The sequence below is a fragment of the Cohnella terricola genome, from assembly GCF_007786475.1.
GTDB classification, from domain to species: domain Bacteria; phylum Bacillota; class Bacilli; order Paenibacillales; family Paenibacillaceae; genus Cohnella; species Cohnella terricola.
Genome location: NZ_VNJJ01000001.1, coordinates 14696 through 30243, shown reverse-complemented (window position 1 = coordinate 30243; position 15548 = coordinate 14696). Strand labels below are relative to the sequence as shown.

The window sequence follows — 15548 nt, the reverse complement described above, 5'->3', positions numbered from 1 at the left end:
GTTACCCTTGAAGCTCGGCGATTCTTGCCAGCACTTTGTCCCGTTTCTCGCGGTAATCCTGACCTTTAGCACGCTCTTGTTCGACGACGTGGGCCGGCGCCTTGGCGATATATCCTTCATTGCCTAGCTTTTTCTCCACGCGTTCCACTTCGGCGTTCAGGTTATCGAACTCCTTGTTCAAGCGGGCGATTTCCTGTGCGATATCGATCAGACCAGCCAGCGGAAGATAAAGCTCCGCACCGGTGATGACGGCCGTCATCGCTTTTTCAGGAGGTGTCAGCAGCCGATCGAGGGCATAGGCGGACGTATTGCAGAATCGCTGGATGTATATCTCGTTCCGCGCGAAAATCGCTTCCTCGGCTTCCCCGGTCGGTTTAAGCAGCAGCTCGATCTTTTTGCCCGGCGACACGTTCACTTCCGCGCGAATGTTGCGAACGGCGCGAATCGCTTCCATGAGCAGTTCCATCTCTTTGACCGAACCCGCCGCTTCGAATTCCGCGCGATACTCCGGCCATGCGGCCAGCATGATCGTCTCCCCCGGCTCGTGCGGCAGATGCTGCCAGATCTCCTCGGAGAGATAAGGCATGAACGGATGCAGCAAACGGAGCGTGCGATCGAGCACGTAAGCAAGCACGGATTGCGTGCTGCGCTTCGCCGCCGGATCTTCGCCGTACAGCGTAAGCTTCGAAAATTCAATATACCAGTCGCACAGATCGTCCCAGATGAAGTTGTAAAGCAATCGCCCGGTTTCCCCGAACTCGTAGCTTTCCATCAAGCGGGTAATATCCCGCGCGGTTTCGTTGAAGCGGTGCAAAATCCACCGATCCGCGGTCGACAGTTCCCCGCTTAGGTCGATCTGATCATGCGAGAAACCTCCAAGATTCATTAGGGCAAACCGGGACGCGTTCCAGATCTTATTGGCGAAATTGCGCGCTTGCTCGACTTTCTCGAACCTGAAGCGCAAATCCTGCCCCGGCGTGCTGCCGGTCGAGATCATGAAACGCATCGCGTCGGCTCCGTATTTCTCGATGACTTCGAGCGGATCGACGCCATTGCCAAGCGACTTGGACATTTTGCGTCCTTCCGCGTCGCGCACGAGACCGTGGATGAGCACGTCCTTGAACGGGATCCGGTCGGTAAATTCCAAGGCGGTGAAAATCATACGCGCGACCCAGAAATAAATAATATCGTAGCCCGTCACGAGCACATCCGTAGGATAGAATCGTTTCAGATCCTCACTGTCGTCCGGCCAGCCGAGCGTGGAGAACGGCCACAACGCAGAACTGAACCACGTATCGAGTACGTCGTTGTCCTGCTTCCAAGGCGAATCCGCCTGATCGGCTCCTTCCGGCGCCTCCATGCCGACGTATACTTCGCCCGTCGTCTCGTGGTGCCATGCAGGAATGCGATGTCCCCACCAAAGCTGACGGGAGATACACCAGTCGCGAACGTTCTCGATCCAGTGCAAATAGATTTTCTCGAATCGATCCGGGACGAAATTAACGCCTTGTCCGGATTTCTGCGATTCGATTGCTTTCTCGGCGAGCGGCTTCATGTTCACGAACCATTGCGTGGACAAGTAAGGCTCAACGACCGCTCCGGAGCGCTCGCTGTGGCCGACTTGATGCACATGGTCCTCGATCTGAATGCACACGCCTTGCTCTTGCAAATCTTTTACGATCGCTTTACGGCATTCGGAACGGTCCAAACCTTGATAAGGACCGGCGAATTCGTTCATCCGGCCGCCTTCGTCCATGACCGTAATCTGCGGCAGATCATGTCTTGAACCGACCTCGAAATCGTTCGGATCGTGCGCGGGCGTAATCTTGACTGCGCCGCTGCCGAATTCTTTCTCGACGTATTCGTCGCCGATAATCGGAATCTCGCGATTAACGATCGGAAGAAGGATCATTTTGCCGATCAGATGCTTGTAGCGGTCGTCATCCGGGTGGACGGCAACTGCGGTATCTCCGAGCATCGTCTCCGGACGCGTCGTCGCGACCGTAATATGGCCGCTTCCGTCCGCTAGCGGATAACGAAGATGATACAGATGGCCGTTGACTTCCTTATACTCAACCTCGATATCCGACAACGCGGTACGCGCCGCCGGATCCCAGTTGATGATCCGTTTGCCGCGGTAGATCAGTCCTTTGTCGTACAGGCGCACGAAAACTTCGCGAACGGCCTTGGACAGACCTTCGTCGAGCGTAAAACGTTCCCGCGAATAATCAAGGCTTAGGCCCATCTTGGACCATTGTTCGCGGATTGTACCCGCATACAGCTCTTTCCACTCCCACACTTTCTCCAGGAAATCTTCCCGGCCAAGGTCGTAGCGGGTTTTTCCTTCTTCGCGAAGCTTCTGTTCGACTTTTGTCTGCGTAGCGATCCCGGCATGGTCGGTCCCCGGAACCCATAAGGCGTCGAATCCTTGCATCCGCTTAAAGCGAATCAGGATATCCTGCAACGTGAAATCCAGAGCATGGCCAATATGAAGCATGCCGGTCACATTGGGCGGCGGGATGACGATGGTGTATTTAGGCGCGTCGGGCCGTTTTCCCGCTTGGAAATATCCGCTGCGCAGCCAAGTATCGTACCATTTTTGCTCCGCGCTCGTCGGGTCATAAGTCGTTGGCATTTCGACGTTTGGGCTTTTTTGATTTTCGGACATTTGTGGACAACCTCCAAGAGACATCGATTCGACAGCCGCGTATTACAAGCGGCAAACAAAACAAAAACCTCCCGCCGCAAAGGACGAAAGGTAAACTTCCGTGGTACCACCTTCGTTCCGTCCGGTCGATCATTACGCACCGCGACGGCACTCTCCGCAAAGTAACGGTTGCAACCGTCCTGCTCTACTTCGCCGGCGAATTGCCGGTTTTCAAGCAAGAAACTCCAGGGCGACTTGCAGCGGAACGTAATCCCGCGGAACCTCTCAGCGCTGGCTCATGCAGCGGTTCCGCTCTCTGATGGACGGTCAGACTGCTATTCCCTATCTGTGTTAATGTAATTATTTTACCCTTCGCCCGTATTGGAGTCAATATGATTGAATTCGCCGGGCTACGACAGCCGTTGCCGATTAAAGCAACCATGTATGACTTCGATAGCAGAGACCCGATTAACGGCAAAAAAAACCGTCCTCGTCGAATCGACGCGAGGACGGCCATCGGATTTCTATGGGATATAAAGCACTTGCCCTTCGGACAAATAGGGCTCTTGCAGGCGATTGTATAACTGAAGCTCTCTCGGCTGAATGTGGTATCTATCCGCGATCAGATCGAGTGTTTCTTCCCTTTGCACGATGCACATTCTCACTTTTTTGAAGGCGTTCGTCTCCGCACCGTTGTTCAGGAATAGCCGCGTCCATTCCAATTCGTCTCCGGTACTTGAATTCTGAGACGAACCGCCGGATTGCTTCGCCTGCTCTTCGGCCAACGCGGCTTCCTGAATACGGAGTTCCGCTTCTCGTTTGGCGCCTTTCTCTCCCAATTGAGAGAGCAGCCCTACTCCCGTCTGCTGCGGCGCGGCTACCGATTCAAGCGGTTTGCCGCCAAGCGCGACCTTGACATCGGGTATTTCCTCGACGGCCTCCGATACCGCGTCAGGCTCTTGAACGAGCTCGGGTTCAACCAGGAACGTCGACTCTTCGATCCGTTCCTTCGTCAAGTCCCCCCACAATGGAATTTCGCCGTCATTCGAAACCGAAACTTCGTGCAGTTCCGGCATAAGCTCATCTTCCGTTTCGTCCGCTCTGGCTTCCTCCAGATGCTGGAACATCGACAGCCACCCGTTCTCCTTGCTTTCTCCGGCGGATTCGTGCGAGGTCAACGAGTCGATCTCCTGCTGCAGCCCCCATTCGTCTTCCCTGCCCTGTTCGATCTGCTCGTTCAAGGCGGGCGAGGAAAAAGATGCTTTCTCGACGATCGCCCCGTCCGCATCATATTGCGCCTGATGAATTCTGTCCTCTTGATCGTCCTGTTCGCTATCCATCGCCTGGTGCACGACAGTAAAGCTGTCGTCCCTCCATATCGGACTTTGCGCGGATTGCATCTGCAGCCCGCGTAGCGCTAGAACCCCCGTCACGTTGAGCGATCGCGTCGTCATTAAATCCACGTCGAAATTATCGATCTCTACGGCCAATTCCTCCACGCTTTCAATCCGATTAAGGGGAAGCGAGATTTCGACCGGAATCCAATGCTCAAGTTGAGACACTCCTGAGGATTCCTGAGAGCGGTAAATTCCAGACAACAGCAAATGCCCTCTCAAAAGCACTTGATCATCTTGTGGCAATGCCTGCATATGAGGCACCAATTCGATCTCCTCGAGCTCCTCGATTGCGGCTACATCGTCAGGCAAGTGCACGCGCTCGTAAATATCGAATCGCAACCCGTTCAACTGGTCCGTCACGACGAAGTCCTCCCTTCGGCATAAGCACCCGATCGATGCGACCGGGACCTTTACAATTCATTATTTATCTATATGCCGGGGAGAAGCGGGCATGACTGAAAATGCAAACAACCCTTATCATTCTTGCTCTCTACCAGCACCTCACAAAGCACCCGGGAATCGAACAAATAGTGGCTGGCACGCTCCTATAGCGATGTTTTTCATCATACTTGCTCTCTACCGGCGCTCCTCGAGGCGAAAGTATGATGTTTTTCATCACTAATCACCCGGGGAGCGAACAAGTAGTGGCTTGCACGCTCCCATAGCGATGTTTTTCATCGTACTTGCTCCCTACCGGCGCTCCTCGAGGCGAAAGTATGATGTTTTTCATCACTAATCACCCGGGGAGCGAACAAGTAGTGGCTGGCACGCTCCTATAGCGATGTTTTTCATAGAACTTGCTCCCTACCGGCGCTCCTCGAGGCGAAAGTATGATATTTTTCATCACAAAGCACCCGGGAATCGAACAAGTAGTGGCTGGCACGCTCCTATAGCGATGTTTTTCATCATACTTGCTCCCTACCGGCGCTCCACAAAGCAGAAGTATGATGTTTTTCATCACTAATCACCCGGGGAGCGAACAAGTAGTGGCTGGCACGCTCCTATAGCGAGTTTTTTCATCATACTTGCTCCCTACCGGCGCTCCTCGAGGCGAAAGTATGATGTTTTTCATCACTAATCACCCGGGAATCGAACAAGTAGTGGCTGGCACGCTCCTATAGCGATGTTTTTCATCGTACTTGATCCCTACCGGCGCCCCTCGAGGCGAAAGTATGATGTTTTTCATCACTAATCACCCGGGAATCGAACAAATAGTGGCTGGCACGCGCTCCTATAGCGATGTTTTTCATCATACTTGCTCTCTACCAACACCCCACAAAGCAGAAGTATGATGTTTTTCATCACTAATCACCCGGGGAGCGAACAAGTAGTGGCTGGCACGCTCCTATAGCGAGTTTTTTACTTTCTGATATGTTAAAAAAGGTACAGATCTCTTCAAATTCAAGAGAATCTGTACCTTATTGCAGCGCAGGTGTCCTATAGCTTTGACAAAGCCAACCTATGCGCCTCGATCGTCAAATCGATGTCGTTCTCCGTATGGGCCGTAGATACGAACAAACCTTCGAACGGAGACGGCGCGATATTGACGCCATGGTCGAGAAGCTTGCGGAACACGGTGCGGAAGCGTTCCGTGTTGGCCGTCTTGGCGATGTCGTAATTGATGACATGCTTGTCCGTGAAGAACGGACACACCATCGAGCCTACGCGGTTGATCGTCATCGGAACGCCGTGCTCCTTGGCGTTACGCTCAAGCCCCGCCTGCAAGCGGGAGGACAGACGCTCCAGCAGCTGATAGGCTTCCTCCGTCATCAGCTTTAACGTCGTATACCCCGCTGCCATCGCGAGCGGATTACCCGATAGCGTTCCGGCTTGATAGATCGGACCGACCGGAGCCATATGCTCCATGATCTCTCTTTTCCCGCCGTATGCGCCTACCGGCAGTCCGCCGCCGATAACCTTGCCCATGCAAGTCAAGTCCGGCGTTACGCCGTACAAGCCTTGCGCGCAATTGATATTCACCCGGAATCCTGTCATCACTTCGTCGAAAATGAGCAAGCTTCCGTATTGGGTCGTGAGTTCTCTCAATCCGGACAAGAAGCCGGGAAGAGGAGGGACGACGCCCATATTGCCGGCGACCGGTTCGACGATAACCGCAGCGATCTCTTCGCCAAAACGTTCGAACGCGAGTTTAACGGATTCCAGGTCATTGTATGGAACCGTTAACGTATGCAACGCCACACTTTCCGGTACGCCAGGACTGTCGGGCAATCCCAATGTCGCGACGCCGGAACCGGCTTTAATGAGCAAACTGTCGGCATGACCGTGATAGGAGCCTTCGAACTTCAAAATTTTGCTCCGTTTCGTGTACCCGCGGGCAAGACGCAGCGCGCTCATGGTCGCTTCCGTTCCAGAATTGACCATCCGCACGACGTCAACGGAAGGCACCCTCTCGCATACAAGCTCTGCCATCAGCGTCTCGAGTTCGGTCGGAGCGCCAAAGCTCGTTCCTTTCTCGGCGGTCCTCTTGATCGCTTCAACCACTTCCGGATGGGCGTGGCCTGCGATCAGAGGTCCCCAGGAAAGCACATAATCGATATACGTCTGGCCGTCGATGTCCGTAATCCGGCTGCCTTCGCCACGTTCGATGACGAGGGGAGTCAATTCGACGGATTTAAAGGCGCGGACGGGACTGTTTACCCCGCCTGGGATGACGCGCTTCGCCTTCTCGAAAGCCGCCTTGGATTTGGAATCGATACGGATTTGATGATTTTCGCTCATTATCGTCACATCCTGCGATTAGAATTGGATAACGCATTTTTGCCGCTTGGAGTTCACGTCTCGTCCCGCTATTCTCCCCGGAGCCAGCGCGCCGCGTCCTTGGCGTGATAAGTGATGATCAGATCCGCTCCGGCCCGTTTCATTCCCGTTAACGTCTCCAACACGATCGCCTTCTCGTCGATCCATCCTTGCAGCGCCGCCGCTTTCACCATGGAATACTCTGCGCTGACGTTATAGACCACGATGGGAAGATCGAAACGATCCCTCAGCATTCTGACGATGTCCAGATAGGCGAGACCGGGCTTGACCATTAGGAAATCCGCGCCTTCTTCCGCATCCGTCCGCGCTTCTCTTAACGCCTCGCGGGCGTTCGCGGCGTCCATCTGATACGTTTTGCGATCGCCGAATTGCGGCGAGGATTGGGCGGCTTCCCGGAACGGGCCGTAATATGCCGAAGAATACTTCACCGAATAGGACATGACCGGCGTATTGCTGAATCCCGCTTCGTCCAGCCCTTGGCGAATGGCCGCCACGAACCCGTCCATCATATTGGAAGGCGCGATAATATCCGCCCCCGCCTTAGCCTGGGATACCGCCGTCTTCGTCAGCAGATCGAGAGATTCGTCGTTATCGATATCGGCTCCGCATTCTGTCGTATGGACGACACCGCAGTGGCCGTGGTCGGTAAATTCGCACAGGCACGTATCCGCGACAACAATAAAATCAGGATAGAGCGCTTTGATCTTGCGGATCGCTCTTTGCACGATTCCGTTGTCGTCGTATGCGGAAGTTCCCGTTGCATCTTTATGGTCCGGAATTCCGAATATAAGAACGGACTGTATGCCCGCCCCTGCAAGCTCCGCCAATTCCTTCTCCATCGTATCGAGCGACCACCGGTACACGCCCGGCATCGAACTGATCTCATCCCGAACTCCTTCGCCTTCCGTCACGAAGATCGGAGCAATGAGGTCGTTTCGTCCGAGGCTGGTCTCCCTTACAAGATTGCGCATGGCCGCCGAGCTTCTTAATCTGCGATGCCTGACCGTCGGAAATGCCATTTTAATCTTCCCCTTTCGAAACGCGCCTTCTGTCGGCCAACGCTTCCACTAAACCATCTATCGTATAAGTATCCGGCACTATCGTCGCTTTTAGCCCATTCGCCTCTGCCGTCTTGGCCGTTACCGGCCCGATGCAGGCAATCTCGCAGCTCTTCAGCGCTTCCGCGGGATTCCGCACGCCTAACCGGCGAAGCGCCTCAAGCAGATTCGTCACCGTCGAAGAACTGGTAAAAGTGACCGTATGGATTTCACCCCGCTCCAGCATTTCAGGCAACCATCTGTCCTCGGGAACGGAAAGCACGGTGTCGTAGACGTCGATCTCCACCGTTTTGACGCCCCTAATCTTAAGCTCCTCGGGGAGAATCTTCCTAGCCAGGTCGCCTCTTGGAAGCAACGCCGTTTGTCCTTCCGCGATGACCCCGCTTAAGCTGTCGAGCAATCCTTCCGCTCGAAAGCTTTCGGGCAGCAGATCCGCGCGAACGCCGCGAGAAGCGAGCGCCTCGGCCGTCTTCGGCCCGACCGCGGCGAATTTCGCGCGATGGAAACGGCGAATGTCGATGCCGAAACGGTCGAGCCAGCGAAAGAAGCAATCAACGCCGTTAATGCTTGTAAGCATGACCCAATCGTAAGATTCCGCGGCTCCTAATGCCTGTTCAATCGCCGACTCCGCTTCCTTCGTCGACGGCAGCCTCGTCTCGATGACGGGAAACTCGTAAGCTTCCCCGCCGAGCTCGTCGATCTTGGCCGCCAGCTCGCTCGCTTGCGATCGGGCCCGGGTCACGAGAATACGCTGTCCGAACAAAGGTTTCTTCTCGACCCAAGACAGCGTTGCCCGCTGCTTGACGACGTCGCCGACGATAATAACCGCAGGCGGCTGCAGATTGGCGGCTTTGACTTTAGCTTCTATATCGCTAAGAATGCCGGTAACTGTCCTCTGTTCCGCTCTCGTGCCCCACTGAACGAGCGCGACGGGAGTATCCGGCGAGCGCCCGTGCCTGATCAGTTGATCGCTGATATATCCGATCTTGGCCACGCCCATCAGGAACACGAGCGTTCCGGTGGCGTTCGTCACCTTGTCCCAGTAGATCGAATGATCCAGCTTTTCCGGGCTTTCGTGTCCGGTAATGACAGAAAAAGATGAGGCCAGATCGCGATGCGTGACGGGTATCCCCGCATATGCTGGCACCGCAATCGCCGAAGTGATGCCAGGGATAATTTCGTATAGGATTCCGTTTCTGTGCAATAGCTCCGCTTCTTCGCCGACCCGACCGAATACGGTCGGATCCCCGCCTTTCAGGCGAATGACGGTTTTGCCCTGAAGCGCAAGATCGACCAACAGTTGATTGATCTCCTCTTGTTTCATCGTATGGCGATCGGGAAGCTTGCCGACGTAGATTCTCTCCGCATCCGGCTTCGTGTAATTCAGCAGTTGCGGGCTGGCCAGCCTGTCGTAGACGATAACGTCCGAACGCTTCAGAGCCTCCAACCCGCGGACGGTGATCAGCTTCGGATCTCCAGGACCCGCTCCGACCAAATAGACGATCCCCTTATCCATCCGGCTCACTCCCTTGCTTCAGCCAGTATGACGTCTGCTCCGCGGCGCAGTAAAGCCTCGGCCGCTTCGGAACCGACTTGAAGCGGCTCCGCGCCGGATGCCGCCTCTTTTAGCAAGCGGCTCCCGTCCGGAGACGCAACGAGTCCGTTCAATACGATCGAACCTTCCGCATCATCCGTCTCCAGTTGGGCGTACGCCCCGATCGGCACTTGGCAGCCTCCGTTAAGCATGCCGAGAAGACGGCGTTCTGCCGCTACGGCACGCGCGGTAGCCGTATCGTTCAGCAATCCGAGGAGCGCAAGCACTTCCTCGTCGCTTCCGCGGCATTCAATGGCGAGCGCCCCTTGTCCAACCGCCGGTAAACAAATATCCGGAGACAAATATTCGGTAATGCGATCCTTCCAGCCCATCCGATGCAACCCGGCAGCCGCGAGAAGAATCGCGTCAAAACCTTCCTCTTCCAGCTTCCTCAAGCGCGTATCGATATTCCCGCGCATGGATTCGATTCGAAAGTCCGGCCTGTACGCCTGAAGTTGGGCAGACCGGCGAAGGCTGCTGGTTCCGATCTTCGCGCCTTGCGGCAATTCGGAAAGCAGCTTGCCTTCTCGGCTTACGATACAATCCCGCGGATCCTCCCGTTCGGGTATCGCGCCGATGACGAGCCCCTCAGGCAGCTCGAAAGGCATGTCCTTCATGCTGTGAATCGCCAAGTCGATCGTTCCGTTTAACAGCGCCTCTTCGATTTCTTTAACGAAAAGTCCTTTGCCCCCGACTTTGGAGAGCGTAACGTCCAGAATGCGGTCTCCCCGGGTGACGATAGGCTTCACTTCGAACGTATAAGCAAGCCCCTCTTTTTCGCACAAATCCTTCAACAATTGAATCGTTTGGTTCGTTTGCGTCAGCGCAAGCGCGCTTTGCCTGGATCCTACAATAATATTGCGCATAGAGTTATCTATCCCTTCGGTCGTTGGCTCTCTGCCGCAGTCTAGCGACGAGCCTGCTCTTATCGTTCTGCCAAGAAGTCGATCGCCACTCGCTTAACGCTTCGTCGGTCACGGCCGCTTGAAGAAGCTCGCGACGTTCGGCCGGATCGGGCACTTCGGCCTTGACGATCGAGCGAATGATTTTAAGCACTTCGATGTTCTCATTGTATTCCTGCCCGTACCGCACGGCAAGTTCGTCGATAATACGCGTCGCAAGCGCCGGGCTTGCGCCTGTAGCGCTCGCGGTCAAGACGAGCCCGCCTCTTCGCAGCACCGCGGGTACGAGAAAATCCCCTTCTTCGCCTTCATCTGCGATATTCGCCGGAATCGCCCTCCGTCTGGCGAGCTCGCACATCCTGCGATTGATTTCCGGACGATTCGTAGCCGCAAAAACAAGGACGGCATCATCGACGTCGCCGTCTTCGGCTTCCCGCTCTTCCCAGTGCAATCGCCCGGCGTCCGCCCATTCCCGCAGCGTTACCGTTATTCTGGGGCTAACGATACGCACGTCGGCGTTCGCTTGCAGCAATCCGCCCGCTTTGCGCTCCGCAACGGGGCCGCCGCCGAACACGACGCATGTTTTCCCTTCTAGCTTCAGAAGCAGCGGATACCATTCGGCCATATGACGGCTCCCCTCTCCGGCTTATACGATCTTGTGAAACGATGAACCCGAGCTGGCGAAGAATCCAAAGACCAGCAGCACATACGCCAGCAAATTCCACAGGGCAAGCCGCGTTCCGTCATCTTGGGATTTCATTCGGCGAACCAAGTATACAACGTAAATTAATCCCGCCGCGAAGGAAAGCAGCACCCTCTCGTCCAGCAGCTTTGCCGGATTCCTGTCTTGCAGCAGCGCAGCGGTTCCCGTCGATAGCGATAGAAGCAGCAACGGCACGCCGATGAGTCCAATCCGATAAGCGAATCGGTCGATCCATTCCAAGCTGGGCATTCGGCTCATGACGTGCGTCCAATTCTTGGATTTAAGCTTACGATGCAGAAAAAGATACATAACTCCTAAAATGGCTGTAATCGTTAATAGAGCGAATGCCAAAGTAATCAAGCTAACATGAACGATCAGCAGCCTGCGGGCGACTTCCCACGGCTCCAGCTCTATCGCGCGGTGCGGTCGCTGAATGAGATTAAGAGCAAGCACCGCGAACCCGACCGCGTTCACCAGAAGCACCAGCAGTTCGGCCCTAATGATGCGATTCAATATAAACGAAGCCGAAACGAGCAGCCAGGAAACGACAAACAAAAAGTCCTTTAGCGTGATCTCTGGAACGGTGAAACGCTTAATCAGGAGCGCGAGCAAAAATACGCCTTGAAGAACCCACACAAAAACAAGCAGCCCTGTTCCGACTTTTCTCGCGCTCCGGTTGCCGGAAGCGGCGTCGGACACGAAAAACAGCAGACTCAGGGCATAAATATAAAGTACGGCGTCAGTTAACCAATCTTGGGTGACCATGGGGGCAACGCCTCCAACATTCGTTGCGTGATTATAGCGCTCCCGCCAACTGGGCCAGCAACTTGTCGACATCCAGAGCGGGACCGGAATTTTCTTTCCGGGCCTTTTCTCCAGCTTTCTCTTCCGCCTTCAACTGTGCGACGTCGTCCTCGAGCGCGAACAGTTGAACGAACAGCTTCATCGCTTCGTCGCTGCGCTTCTCGGCGGCCAGCTCTTTAATCCGCAAGATCGGATCGTGTATCACTTGATTTACGATGCTCTTGGTCAGCTTGCGAATGACCTTCACTTGACGGTCATCAAGCTCGGGAAGCTTGCGGAGCATGCTATCCAGTGTGTTATCGTGAATGACGGCAGCTTTTTCCTGCAATGCGCGGATAAGCGGGCTGACTCCGAGCGTTGTATACCACTGGCGGTAAGCTTCTTGCTCGTCATCGATCATCTTCTCGATGATGGCAGCTTCCTTGCGCCGCTTGGACATATTCGTCTCCACGATGCCTTCCAAATCGTCGATATCGTATAAGAACACATTGGCCACATCTCCGCATACCGGTTCGATATCTCGCGGCACGGCGATGTCGATCAGGAAAAGCGGCCTTTGCTTGCGTGCGATCATCGCAGCCTCGACGTCCTTGCGAGTAATTACGAACCGGTCAGCGCCCGTGCTGCTGATGACAATATCCATTTCTCTCAGCCGGTCAAGCGCTGCGTCGAACGTCATGGCTTCGCCCTGGAACTTCCCGGCAAGCTCCGTCGCCTTCTCGATCGTGCGGTTGACGACGTAAACTTCCTTGGCGCCGTTCGCGTGCAGATGCTGGGCCGTTAATTCGCTCATTTTCCCCGCGCCGACGATCATGACCTTCTTGTCGTCGAAACGGCCGAAAATTCTTTTCCCCAATTCCACCGCCGCGTAGCTAACCGATACCGCGCTTTCCCCGATCGAAGTCTCCGAGTGGGCGCGTTTGGCCAGCGTAATCGCCTGTTTGAAAAGACGGTTGAATAACGTTCCGGTCACGTTCAGCTCTTGAGCCAACAAGAAAGAGTCGCGGACTTGTCCGAGAATTTGCGTCTCGCCGATAATCATCGAGTCGAGACCGCTTGCGACCCGGAACAAATGCTCTATCGCGCGATCGTCTTCATGCATATATAGATGCGAATTGAACTGCTGACGCGGGATTTTAAACCACTGTTCCATGAACGAGCGGATATGATGCCCGCATACGTGCAGCTGATCAACGACCGCGTAAATTTCCGTCCGGTTACAAGTCGCCACGACGACTCCTTCGAGAATGCCCGTCGTTTGCCGGAGCGCCTGCAGGGCAAGCGGCATCTCACGTTCGGATAACGCGAAGCGTTCCCGGATTTCGACGGGAGCAGTGCGGTAATTTAATCCGACCACGATCAGATGCATGGCATTCACCTGGCTTTCTTCTTGGAGTTAAGGGACTTGCCTGTATATATCAACGATAATTATAGCACAGTCGGTAGGGCGCATTCCCTTCAAATATGAAAACTTTATGAAAAAGCGATTCGCAAGCTTTTACTTATTGTCGTCGATTTGATCTTGCCGTATTCCGGAAACAGACGAAAAAAACCACGAGGTTATCCCTCGTGGTCATTAAACTTATCGTTATTTCACGAGCTCGGCCTGGTTGATCACTGGTTCTTCGACCTGCAGTTCGCCAAGTCCGCGGATTAATTTCTTCGCGTAGGTTTTCTCCGGTTTTAGAACGTCAACAAGATAATCGATTGCAGCCTGTGGATCCACGGTTTCACCGCAAGTATAACAATCAATCGCGGCAAAGCCTCTCTCAGGATACGTGTGAATGGAAATGTGGCTTTCCGATAGCATAACCAATACGGTTGCGCCTTGAGGTTCGAATTGTTTCGCTTGAACCGAGAGTACCGTCGCGCCGCAAGCTTCCGCCGCTTCCACCATGTGCGATTGGAGAAGTTCCGCACTGTTCAATAAATCAATGTTTCCTCCCCATGTGTCAACCGCAACGTGTCGTCCGAAAGTCGAGTATTCCATCTTTCGGTTCCCCCTTCCTAGGAATAAAATGTGAAACTGATTTCATCCGCTAGGACCTACGTCATTCACTTGGAGGGAATTTGCTCTCACCGCATTCCTTGAGTGAATCCTGGTTCCTAATATTGTGTTGTCAACGAATCTAAAAATAACATCTATACGGGGTAAATGCAATAGTTAATTTTGTAAGCTCGGCTAACGCTTCGAATGCCGGTGGAGTAAGGGTTCTTCCTTGTATTTTTCCATAAAAAAAGAGCCATCTTCATGGCTCTTTCGGATGCGCCCCCGAATCAGGCTTCGAGAGAAAACAATAAGCTGCTTTGGTATTTCAGGCGTTGATCGATCTCGCGAATGAGTCCGGTTTCCTTCGTCTGATTGCGCAAATCAAGCAGTTCGTTAACCGAGCCTCGCAAACGCTCGATTTCTTCTTCTACCGAACAACTCTGATACAAGGATTCCAGCCGTCCGACCGTATTCCGATATTCGAACACCGTCTTGAACGTCGACCCCTTGCATTCTATGATGCGTGCTACATTGCCTTGAATATAATGATATATCATCGTAAAACCTTGATAAATCCGATTGACGACCGCATCGCCCTTGAAAGTCGAGACCAATTTGCGTAGCGCGTTGGTCAGTTTCAGATGGATCACGCGGCAAGTCAGCGCGCAACGGAATTGGCCGTTCACCCGTTCGAAGGTCAGGCGTATGGATTCTCCGCCGACTTCGTCTTCCATTACGACTTCCTGGTTCCCGTTGTCCAGGACAAATACTTGAAGCCTAAGCTGTTGAACTTCGCATAGTGAAATCAATTTTGGCATTTCGGCTTCCGTCAGAGACAAGCAGGCATTGACATACTCCGTGGCTACTCGTTGAGCCATAAAATCTCCTCAATTCCCATTGTCTTGCGATTGTATTTCGCGATAATTGATTTAATTATACGCGAATTCTCAAGACGTTTCCTCCCGGGCAAACGTGATTTTCACGGGAAAAACGTGAAAAAATCGATTCCTCCCGCGATCCAGACGATCTTTTACCCGTTATCCTCTGTTTCCTGCGCAATGTTGGGGGGTTCAGAGGGGGAATTAAGCGGTATTTCTGCCGCTTGCGCGATCATGCTCCATAATTCGTCCCTTCCTTGTCCCGTTTCCGAAGAGAACAGGACAAGGGGAACGTGTCCCGGCATTCCGAGACTTTGGCGTATGACTTTAATATGTTTCTGCCATTGCGAACGGGATATTTTATCCGCCTTGGTCGCGACGACGATCATCGGGATGCCGTAATGGGACAACCACTCGTACATTTTGACGTCGTCGGCGGACGGGGCATGTCTCACGTCTACGAGCTGAAGCACGAGCTTAAGCGGCTCGCGGCCCCGCAAGTACCGTTCGATCATTTTACCCCAAGCTTCGCGCTCGGATTTGGACACCCGGGCATACCCATATCCGGGAAAATCAACGAAGAATAGATCTCCGTTGATTTTGTAGTAGTTCAGCGTCTGCGTCTTACCCGGCTGCTGGCTCGTTCTAGCTAAGTTGCGGCGCAGCAGCATTTTGTTGATCAGAGAGGATTTTCCAACGTTGGAGCGGCCGGCCAAAGCCACTTCCGGCAATCCGTCCTCCGGATATTGGGCCGGGCCGACCGCGCTGATTACAAATTCAGTTTGCTTGATTTTCAT

The 15548-nt window shown here is 54.0% G+C and carries 12 protein-coding genes; all 12 read right to left on the bottom strand.

Annotated elements, in window-relative coordinates:
* Position 1 precedes the first annotated feature (1 nt).
* The 12 genes from FPZ45_RS00110 to yihA all read right to left on the bottom strand — a co-directional run bounded on the left by FPZ45_RS00110 (position 2) and on the right by yihA (position 15548).
* Entirely contained in the window at positions 2 to 2668 is a 2667-nt protein-coding gene (locus FPZ45_RS00110; RefSeq protein ID WP_144696977.1) for a valine--tRNA ligase, read from the bottom strand.
* A 503-nt stretch (positions 2669 to 3171) separates the two neighbouring features.
* Entirely contained in the window at positions 3172 to 4404 is a 1233-nt protein-coding gene (locus tag FPZ45_RS00105) for a LysM peptidoglycan-binding domain-containing protein (protein WP_144696974.1), read from the bottom strand.
* Between the two features lie 1077 nt (positions 4405 to 5481).
* Positions 5482 to 6786, bottom strand: a complete 1305-nt coding sequence (gene hemL / locus FPZ45_RS00100) for a glutamate-1-semialdehyde 2,1-aminomutase (protein WP_425456938.1) — start codon at positions 6784 to 6786, stop codon at positions 5482 to 5484.
* Positions 6787 to 6851: 65 nt separating this feature from the next.
* Positions 6852 to 7841: a porphobilinogen synthase gene (hemB, locus tag FPZ45_RS00095; RefSeq protein ID WP_144696968.1), complete on the bottom strand. Its 990-nt coding sequence runs from the start codon at positions 7839 to 7841 to the stop codon at positions 6852 to 6854.
* A gap of 1 nt (position 7842) precedes the next feature.
* Positions 7843 to 9396, bottom strand: coding sequence for a uroporphyrinogen-III C-methyltransferase (cobA, locus tag FPZ45_RS00090; protein ID WP_144696965.1), 1554 nt, complete (start codon positions 9394 to 9396; stop codon positions 7843 to 7845).
* Positions 9397 to 9401: 5 nt separating this feature from the next.
* The gene (hemC, locus tag FPZ45_RS00085; protein WP_144696962.1) at positions 9402 to 10340 is read right to left on the bottom strand and encodes a hydroxymethylbilane synthase; all 939 of its coding nucleotides are present in this window, start codon (positions 10338 to 10340) and stop codon (positions 9402 to 9404) included.
* A gap of 4 nt (positions 10341 to 10344) precedes the next feature.
* Complete coding sequence (locus tag FPZ45_RS00080; protein WP_144696959.1) at positions 10345 to 11001, bottom strand: precorrin-2 dehydrogenase/sirohydrochlorin ferrochelatase family protein; 657 nt, start codon at positions 10999 to 11001, stop codon at positions 10345 to 10347.
* Between the two features lie 21 nt (positions 11002 to 11022).
* Positions 11023 to 11844, bottom strand: a complete 822-nt coding sequence (gene ccsA, locus FPZ45_RS00075) for a cytochrome c biogenesis protein CcsA (protein ID WP_186438161.1) — start codon at positions 11842 to 11844, stop codon at positions 11023 to 11025.
* 31 nt (positions 11845 to 11875) lie between these two features.
* Positions 11876 to 13252, bottom strand: a complete 1377-nt coding sequence (hemA, locus tag FPZ45_RS00070) for a glutamyl-tRNA reductase (RefSeq protein ID WP_144698292.1) — start codon at positions 13250 to 13252, stop codon at positions 11876 to 11878.
* A 219-nt stretch (positions 13253 to 13471) separates the two neighbouring features.
* The gene (speD, locus tag FPZ45_RS00065) at positions 13472 to 13873 is read right to left on the bottom strand and encodes an adenosylmethionine decarboxylase (RefSeq protein WP_144696953.1); all 402 of its coding nucleotides are present in this window, start codon (positions 13871 to 13873) and stop codon (positions 13472 to 13474) included.
* Between the two features lie 287 nt (positions 13874 to 14160).
* Entirely contained in the window at positions 14161 to 14751 is a 591-nt protein-coding gene (locus FPZ45_RS00060) for a non-ribosomal peptide synthetase module (protein ID WP_144696950.1), read from the bottom strand.
* A 152-nt stretch (positions 14752 to 14903) separates the two neighbouring features.
* The gene (gene yihA / locus FPZ45_RS00055) at positions 14904 to 15548 is read right to left on the bottom strand and encodes a ribosome biogenesis GTP-binding protein YihA/YsxC (RefSeq protein WP_144696947.1); all 645 of its coding nucleotides are present in this window, start codon (positions 15546 to 15548) and stop codon (positions 14904 to 14906) included.

What these genes read in the sequence shown, in the direction of transcription:
- hemC (WP_144696962.1), bottom strand. Translation starts at nt 10,340, where the DNA reads ATGCGCAATATTATTGTAGGATCCAGGCAAAGCGCGCTTGCGCTGACG.
- yihA (WP_144696947.1), bottom strand. Translation starts at nt 15,548, where the DNA reads ATGAAAATCAAGCAAACTGAATTTGTAATCAGCGCGGTCGGCCCGGCC.
- cobA (WP_144696965.1), bottom strand. Translation starts at nt 9,396, where the DNA reads ATGGATAAGGGGATCGTCTATTTGGTCGGAGCGGGTCCTGGAGATCCG.
- FPZ45_RS00110 (WP_144696977.1), bottom strand. Translation starts at nt 2,668, where the DNA reads ATGTCCGAAAATCAAAAAAGCCCAAACGTCGAAATGCCAACGACTTAT.
- FPZ45_RS00080 (WP_144696959.1), bottom strand. Translation starts at nt 11,001, where the DNA reads ATGGCCGAATGGTATCCGCTGCTTCTGAAGCTAGAAGGGAAAACATGC.
- ccsA (WP_186438161.1), bottom strand. Translation starts at nt 11,844, where the DNA reads ATGGTCACCCAAGATTGGTTAACTGACGCCGTACTTTATATTTATGCC.
- FPZ45_RS00060 (WP_144696950.1), bottom strand. Translation starts at nt 14,751, where the DNA reads ATGGCTCAACGAGTAGCCACGGAGTATGTCAATGCCTGCTTGTCTCTG.
- hemA (WP_144698292.1), bottom strand. Translation starts at nt 13,252, where the DNA reads ATGCATCTGATCGTGGTCGGATTAAATTACCGCACTGCTCCCGTCGAA.
- hemB (WP_144696968.1), bottom strand. Translation starts at nt 7,841, where the DNA reads ATGGCATTTCCGACGGTCAGGCATCGCAGATTAAGAAGCTCGGCGGCC.
- speD (WP_144696953.1), bottom strand. Translation starts at nt 13,873, where the DNA reads ATGGAATACTCGACTTTCGGACGACACGTTGCGGTTGACACATGGGGA.